General features: G+C 61.9%; 7 protein-coding genes. 5 read left to right on the top strand and 2 right to left on the bottom strand.

The genetic code is table 11. The features are described from left to right. Positions 1-113: 113 nt before the first annotated feature. Positions 114-836: a response regulator gene (locus F8N49_RS23510; protein WP_056788095.1), complete on the top strand. Its 723-nt coding sequence runs from the start codon at positions 114-116 to the stop codon at positions 834-836. Further along, on the top strand, positions 833-2,443 hold the full coding sequence (locus F8N49_RS23505; protein WP_151552792.1) for an ATP-binding protein: 1,611 nt from the start codon (positions 833-835) through the stop codon (positions 2,441-2,443). Before F8N49_RS23510 ends, F8N49_RS23505 begins: the two co-directional genes overlap by 4 nt. Before the next feature lie 140 nt (positions 2,444-2,583). Here the strand turns inward: F8N49_RS23505 and F8N49_RS23500 are convergent, their stop codons facing one another. Then, complete coding sequence (locus tag F8N49_RS23500) at positions 2,584-3,309, bottom strand: 4'-phosphopantetheinyl transferase (protein WP_151552791.1); 726 nt, start codon at positions 3,307-3,309, stop codon at positions 2,584-2,586. A gap of 162 nt (positions 3,310-3,471) precedes the next feature. After that, a complete protein-coding gene (locus F8N49_RS23495) occupies positions 3,472-4,263 on the bottom strand; it encodes a dienelactone hydrolase family protein (RefSeq protein WP_122746826.1) in 792 nt (263 codons plus the stop codon). 143 nt (positions 4,264-4,406) lie between these two features. Between F8N49_RS23495 and F8N49_RS23490 the strand changes: the two genes are divergently transcribed. The 3 genes from F8N49_RS23490 to F8N49_RS23480 all read left to right on the top strand — a co-directional run bounded on the left by F8N49_RS23490 (position 4,407) and on the right by F8N49_RS23480 (position 7,181). Next, entirely contained in the window at positions 4,407-5,012 is a 606-nt protein-coding gene (locus F8N49_RS23490; RefSeq protein ID WP_071173264.1) for a hypothetical protein, read from the top strand. A 148-nt stretch (positions 5,013-5,160) separates the two neighbouring features. Continuing rightward, entirely contained in the window at positions 5,161-5,838 is a 678-nt protein-coding gene (locus F8N49_RS23485; RefSeq protein ID WP_151552789.1) for a response regulator, read from the top strand. Continuing rightward, complete coding sequence (locus tag F8N49_RS23480) at positions 5,835-7,181, top strand: ATP-binding protein (RefSeq protein WP_016773624.1); 1,347 nt, start codon at positions 5,835-5,837, stop codon at positions 7,179-7,181. The genes F8N49_RS23485 and F8N49_RS23480 overlap by 4 nt, the downstream gene beginning before the upstream one ends. Positions 7,182-7,234: the final 53 nt, after the last annotated feature.

Raw genomic sequence — 7,234 nt, 5'->3', positions numbered from 1 at the left:
CAAGAGCAGGATCAAAAGATCGCAGCCTCGTTTCCCTCGTCAGCTCCTACAGGAACCGCGTTCATTCAGCGAAACCTTCATATATCAATAAAAACAGCAAGCAGAGGTCACCGGTGGAGCAACAAACCTGGCAGGTATTGATCGTCGAGGATGACCAGCGACTGGCCGAGCTCACCCGCGATTACCTGCAAGCCAATGGCCTGCGCGTGGAGATCGAAGGCAACGGCGCGCTGGCGGCGGCGCGGATCATCAAGGAGCAGCCGGATCTGGTGATCCTCGATCTGATGCTGCCCGGCGAGGATGGCCTGAGCATCTGCCGCAAGGTGCGCAGCCAGTACGACGGGCCGATCCTGATGCTCACCGCGCGCACCGATGACGCTGATCAGATCCACGGCCTCGACCTCGGTGCCGACGACTACGTATGCAAACCGGTGCGTCCGCGCTTGTTGCTGGCGCGGATCCAGGCGTTGCTGCGCCGCAGTGACACACCGGAGCCGGTCGCGGAAAAATCCCGGCGGTTGCAATTCGGTCCACTGGTGGTCGACAACGCGTTACGCGAAGCCTGGCTGAGCGACAACGGCATCGAGCTGACCAGCGCCGAGTTCGACCTGCTGTGGCTGCTGGTGTCCAACGCCGGGCGGATACTTTCCCGGGAAGAAATCTTCACTGCATTGCGCGGCATCGGCTACGACGGCCAGGATCGCTCGATCGACGTGCGCATCTCGCGCATCCGTCCGAAAATCGGCGATGACCCCGATCATCCGCGGCTGATCAAGACCATCCGCAGCAAAGGCTATCTGTTCGTACCGGAAGCCTGCGCAGACCTGGCGCTGTGAATTCGATCTTCCTGCGCATCTACGGCGGCATGTGCGCCGCGCTGATTCTGGTGGCGGTACTCGGCGTGCTGGCGCTGAACCTGCTCAATCAGGTGCGCAGCGAGCAATACCGCGAGCGCCTGGCCCACGGCACCTTCTCGCTGATGGCCGACAATCTGCAACCGATGAACCAGACCGAACGCCATCGCGCGCTGCTGGTGTGGGAGCGGCTGCTCGGCATCCCGCTGACGCTGAAGAAATTCTCTGCAACCGACCTTGATCTGGCCCAGCGCACCCGTGTCCTGCGCGGTCAGGCGCTGGTCGAGCAGACCGGGCCACATGCGGCCAAGGTCTATCGGCTGATCAGTGAAAAAGAGCAAATGATGCTGGTGGGCGAGGTACAGCAGATCAGCGAGCAACTGGCCCGGGCGACCATTTACCTGCTGGCCGATGAACTGGTGCGGGTACCGGTCGGCGAACAGCCCAAGCGTCTGGCGCAGATAAAACAGGAAAAGGGCTTTGGCTTCGATCTGCGTCTGGTCACGGTAAATGACGCCGACATGGACGAAGACCAGAGCCGCCGCGTGGCCGAGGGCGATACGGTGATGGCACTGGGCAAGGGCGGCGATTCGATCCGCGTCTTCGCCGGTATGGTCGGCACGCCGTGGGTGCTGGAAATCGGCCCGCTGTATCAGATGAATCCGTACCCGCCGGAGTGGCTGGTATTGATTGCCGCGCTCGGTCTGACGCTGATCGGTCTCATCGTTTATCTGTTGGTGCGTCAGCTTGAGCGACGTTTGCGCGGCCTCGAAGCGGCGGCCACGCGCATCGCCAAGGGCAGCCTGGAAACCCGTGTGCCGGCGCGCGGTGCCGACTCAGTCGGGCGGCTGGCGTCTGCGTTCAACGGCATGGCCGAGCACTTGCAGCAACTGCTGGCGATCCAGCGTGAACTGGTGCGCGCGGTGTCTCATGAACTGCGTACCCCTGTGGCACGGTTGCGTTTCGGGCTGGAAATGATCGGCACGGCCACCACCCCGCAGGCACTGGAGAAATACCGTGAAGGCATGGATCACGACATCGAGGACCTCGACAAGCTGGTCGACGAAATGCTCACCTACGCACGACTGGAGCAAGGCTCGCCGGCGCTGACTTTCCAGCGCATCGATCTGGATGCGCTGGTCAATCAGGTGATCGCAGAATTGGCGCCGCTGCGCGCCGAGGTCACGGTGCAGCGCGGATTGTGTCTGTCATCGGCCGACAATGACGGCGCCTGGGTCGAGGCCGAACCGCGTTATCTGCATCGAGCGCTGCAGAATCTGGTGGGCAACGCGATGCGCCATGCGCATTCACAAGTGACGGTAAGTTATCAGGTCGGCCAGTTGCGTTGCCGGATCGACGTCGAGGACGACGGACCGGGCGTGCCGGAAGTGGCGTGGGAGCGGATCTTCACGCCGTTTCTGCGCCTCGACGATAGCCGCACGCGGGCCTCGGGCGGGCATGGTCTGGGCTTGTCGATTGTGCGGCGGATCATTCACTGGCACGACGGCCGCGCGATCATTGGCAAGAGCAAGAGTCTGGGTGGGGCGTGTTTCAGTCTGAGTTGGCCGAGGAATCAGGAGCGCCGGTAGGTTGTGTGGTGGCAGGGCTGGCCCCATCGCTGGCAAGCCAGCTCCCACAGGTTTTGCGGGTGTACATTGTCTTTATGTTCACCGCGAATACTGTGGGAGCTGGCTTGCCAGCGATGAGGACCATGCAGGCAATGCAAACTTCAGGCAGGAATACTGACCAGACTCAACAACTGCCCATCCTGCACTGCAAACTGCGCCTCCAGCTCCGATCCGTTGCGCCATTCCCACGACAAATCAGTCAACAACCGCAGCCTGACCTGACCCGCCGCAGTCCATTCCAGCACTTCGGCATGCTCGAAATAAAAGCGCTGCTGCACGATCGGGTACAGCGCCTTGAACAAACTCTCTTTGACCGAAAACGTCAGGGTCACCCGCAGCGCCAGTTGCTCCTGAGAACCCGCCGCCATGCGTTGCAGTTCCGCTGGCGTGAGGATTTCCCCGGCCAAGCGTTCGGCGCGCTCATGGCTCAACAGGTTTTCCAGATCCATGCCCAAGCCGCGCCAGTGCTGCTTGTTGGCAACAATTGCTGCGGCGCGGCCGGTGCTGTGAGTGATCGAACCGCAGATGTGCGCCGGCCACACCGGCGCGCGGTCTTCGCCGATCGGCGGGACGATATTCAGGCCTTCGAGTTGTTGCAGCGCGGCACGGGCGCAAATGCGCCCGGCGAGAAACTCGGCCTGGCGCTTGGCCACCGAGCGCTGAATGCTCGGCGGCGTCGGCACAGCGCTGCGCTGGAAGTCATCGCCGAGCAGGCGTGTCGGGTCGAAGTGGGTACTGAGCAGCACGGTATCGGCCAGGACCGTCGGCAACGGCCAGTGGCTGTCGAGCGCAGTGCAGCAGGCGGGCAGGGCGGGGGTGGTATGCATGGCGGGCATTTTGCCGGTTAGTCGGGGCGAGGTCGAGATGATCGTTCCCACGCTCCGCGTGGGAATGCATCCTGTGACGCTCCGCGTCACCCAGCGATGGGACGCGGAGCGTCCCGTGCGGCATTCCTTTGCTGCGCGTGGGAACGATCAGGACAAGCGCGGTTAGCTGAAGATTTTCTGGAAGAACGCCTGCATATCCGCCCACGACTTCTCGTCCGCCGCCTTGTTGTAACCAATGTCCGGCCCGCCATGCTCGCCATGGCTCAAACGATCGGCATCCGGATTGCTGAAACCATGCTTGGCGCCATCCAGACTGACGAACTGGTAGTCCGCCCCGGCCTTGTCCATCTCCGACTTGAACGCGGTGACGTGGTCCTGAGTGACCATGCTGTCCAGCGCACCGTGCTCGACGAGGATTTTCGCCTTGACGCTGCCCGGAGTCGCCGGGGTCTTGGTTGCCAGCGCGCCATGGAAACTCACCACGCCGGCCAGCGGCACACCCTGACGCGCCGCATTCAGCACCACGGCGCCACCGAAGCAATAGCCTATGGCGGCGATCCTGTTCGGGTCGGTCTGCTTTTGCTTCTTCAACAGATCGAGCCCGGCGGCGAAGCGCTTGCTCGCCGCATCGGCGTCCTTGGTCGCTGCCTGCATGAAGGCCATGGCGTCTTTCGGGTGCTCGGTGTTTTTGCCTTCGCCGTACATATCGATGGCCAGCGCGCTGTAGCCGAGTTCGGCAAGATCCCGCGCGCGGCGCTTGGCGTAATCGTTCAGTCCCCACCATTCGTGGACCACGACAACGCCGGGGCGTGGGCCTTTGATCGCGTCGTCATAGGCGTAGTAACCGATCAGTTGGCTGCCGTCGGCACTTTGGTAGGGGATTTCTGCAGTCTTGATCGCAGCCTGGGTGAGGCTGCTGACTGCCAGCAAAGAGAGGGCGAGGAACAGGCGCATGGTCGGATCTCCTTATTGAAAGTGGTCAGAACAGCCTAGTCGATCCGGTTCAGGTCAGGTTCAGAGACGGTTCAGGGGCCGTACAGGGGCGGCTCAGTAACCTTGCGCCATACCCAAACAGCACTGTGAAAGAGGAAATACCCATGACTCGTATCAACAAACTGCTGCTGGCTTTTACCCTGTTAGGCTCCAGCATCGCGGCGAACGCCGACGACACCAGCAACTTCGCCGGCCTGACATTCGGCCAGACCAGCGACAAGATCGACAAGTCCCACGCGCTCAACAACAACCTCGGCAACCCCAACGTCACCGGGGCCATCGACGGCAACAACACCTACGGCATGCGCCTCGGTCAGCAAAACAGCCAGGGCCGCTACTACGCCACCTACGACAACGTTTCCGGCTCGCACAATGGCGTTAAACTGCGCCAGGAAAATCTGCTCGGCAGCTATGACCTGTTCTACCCGGTGGGCGGCAGCACCAAACTGTTCGGTGGCGCCACGGCCGGTCTGACCAAGCTGACGCAGGATTCGCCGGGTTTCAGCCGTGATAGCGACATCGGTTACGCCATCGGTGGCCAGGTCGGTGTGTTGCAGCAAGTTTCGCAGAACACCTCGGTGGAACTCGGTTACCGTTACCTGCGCAGCAACGCCAGCACCGAAATGAAAGAGAGCGGCGGCAGCAAACAGGGCTCGCTGGACTTGACCAGCAGCGCGCAGACCTACCTGTCGGCCAACTACTATTTCTAAGCGGTTGTCGCAGTTTGAAGTGTGGAAGCGAGCCTGCTCGCGAAAGGGGTGTATCAGCCGACACTTGCTTGGCTGATCCACCGGATTCGCGAGCAGGCTCGCTCCCACAGGTAGTTGCCTGGAGAGTTCAAGTGATAGGGAGAAAGGCATGAAACTGTTGGTCGTCGAAGACGAGGCGCTGTTGCGTCATCACCTGCAAACCCGCCTGACGGAAAGCGGTCATGTGGTCGAGTCCGTGGCCAATGCCGAGGAGGCGCTGTACCAGACCGGTCAGTACAACTTCGATCTGGCGGTGATCGATCTCGGCCTGCCGGGCATGGGCGGGCTCGACCTGATCCGCCAGTTGCGCTCGGGCGGCAAGACCTTCCCGATCCTGATCCTCACCGCGCGCGGCAACTGGCAGGACAAGGTCGAAGGCCTCGCCGCCGGTGCCGACGATTACGTGGTCAAGCCGTTCCAGTTCGAAGAACTCGACGCACGCCTGAACGCATTGCTGCGCCGCTCCAGCGGCTTCACCCAGTCGACCATCGTCGCCGAGCCTTTGCTGCTCGACCTCAATCGCAAACAGGCCAGCCTCGATGAACAACCGCTGGCGCTGACCGCTTACGAATACCGCATCCTCGAATACCTCATGCGCCACCATCAGCAGGTGGTGCCCAAGGATCGCTTGATGGAGCAGCTGTATCCGGATGACGACGAGCGCGATCCGAATGTCATCGAAGTGCTGGTCGGCCGTCTGCGCCGCAAGCTCGAAGGCCCGGCCGGGTTCAAACCGATCGACACCGTGCGCGGCCTCGGTTACCTGTTCAATGAGCGCTGCACTTGATCCGTTCCCTTCGCGTTCGCTTGATGCTCGCCGCCACCACGTTGGCGGTGTTGTTCATGCTTGCCTTGCTGCCGGCGATGCAGGGCGCCTTCAGCCTTGCCTTGCAGGACTCGATCGAACAACGCCTGGCCTCCGACGTCACCACATTGATCTCCGCCGCGCGGGTGGAAAACGGTCGGCTGGTGATGCCGTCGCAATTGCCCGACGAACGCTTCAACCTCACCGATTTCCGTTTGCTCGGCTATATCTACGACCGCGACGGCAAACTGGTGTGGCGCTCGAAAGCCACCCAGGAAGAACAGATCAACTACAAACCGCGTTACGACGGCCTCGGCAACGAGTTCGCGCGGATTCGTGAAAGCAACGGCCAGGAATTCTTCGTTTACGACGTTGAGGTGAAATTGCTCGGCGGTAAAAGCGCTGCGTTCAGCATCGTCGCCCTGCAACCGGTGCGCGAATACGAAACCACCCTCGAAGGCCTGCGGGAAAATCTCTATCTGGGCTTCGGCGCGGCATTGCTGGTCTTGCTGGCACTGCTATGGATCGGCCTGACCTGGGGGCTCAAGGCCTTACGCAGGCTCAGCCAGGAACTCGATGAAATCGAAGGTGGCACCCGTGAAAGCCTGACCGAAAAACATCCACGCGAACTGTTGCGCCTGACCGGCTCGCTCAACCGCTTGCTGCTCAGCGAACGCCAGCAACGCAGCCGCTACCGCGACTCCCTCGACGACCTCGCCCACAGCCTGAAAACCCCGTTGGCGGTGCTGCAAGGCGTCAGCGAAGACATGGCCCAGCGCCCCGCAGACCGCGATCAGGCCTGGGTGCTGCAAAGTCAGATCGAACGCATGAGCCAGCAGATCAGCTACCAGCTGCAACGGGCCAGCCTGCGCAAAAGCGGTCTGGTGCGCCATCAGGTGCGCCTGCAACCGGTGCTCAAAAGCCTCTGCGATACGCTGGACAAGGTCTACCGCGACAAACATGTGCGCGTGACCTTTGATCTGCCCGAGCATTGCTACGTGCCGATCGAGCAGGGCGCCTTGCTGGAAATGCTCGGCAACCTGCTGGAAAACGCCTATCGCCTGTGCCTCGGCGAAGTGCGGGTCAGCGTGCGCGAGTCCTTGGCCGGGATCGAATTGTGCGTCGAGGATGATGGCCCGGGCGTGCCCCTCGATCAGCGTGCGCGGATTCTCGAACGCGGCGAACGCCTGGATGCCCAGCATCCCGGGCAGGGCATCGGGCTGGCGGTGGTCAAGGACATCATCGAAAGCTACAACGCCCGTTTGGCCTTGGGTGATTCACCGATGGGCGGGGCGGCGTTCAGGATTCATTTTCCTGCGGTGTGAAGGTTGGCAGTGCCAGCCTCTTCGCGAGCAGGCTCGCTCCCACTTTAGATCGG

Source organism: Pseudomonas sp. GXM4, assembly GCF_008923895.1.
In the GTDB taxonomy this organism is placed as follows: Bacteria; Pseudomonadota; Gammaproteobacteria; order Pseudomonadales; family Pseudomonadaceae; genus Aquipseudomonas; species Aquipseudomonas atacamensis.
This window is presented reverse-complemented; position numbering and strand designations above follow the sequence as displayed.

Excerpts from the sequence above, each read along its gene's own strand:
- F8N49_RS23500 (WP_151552791.1), bottom strand. The coding sequence starts at position 3,309 with ATGCATACCACCCCCGCCCTGCCCGCCTGCTGCACTGCGCTCGACAGC.
- F8N49_RS23495 (WP_122746826.1), bottom strand. The coding sequence starts at position 4,263 with ATGCGCCTGTTCCTCGCCCTCTCTTTGCTGGCAGTCAGCAGCCTCACC.
- F8N49_RS23490 (WP_071173264.1), top strand. The coding sequence starts at position 4,407 with ATGACTCGTATCAACAAACTGCTGCTGGCTTTTACCCTGTTAGGCTCC.
- F8N49_RS23485 (WP_151552789.1), top strand. The coding sequence starts at position 5,161 with ATGAAACTGTTGGTCGTCGAAGACGAGGCGCTGTTGCGTCATCACCTG.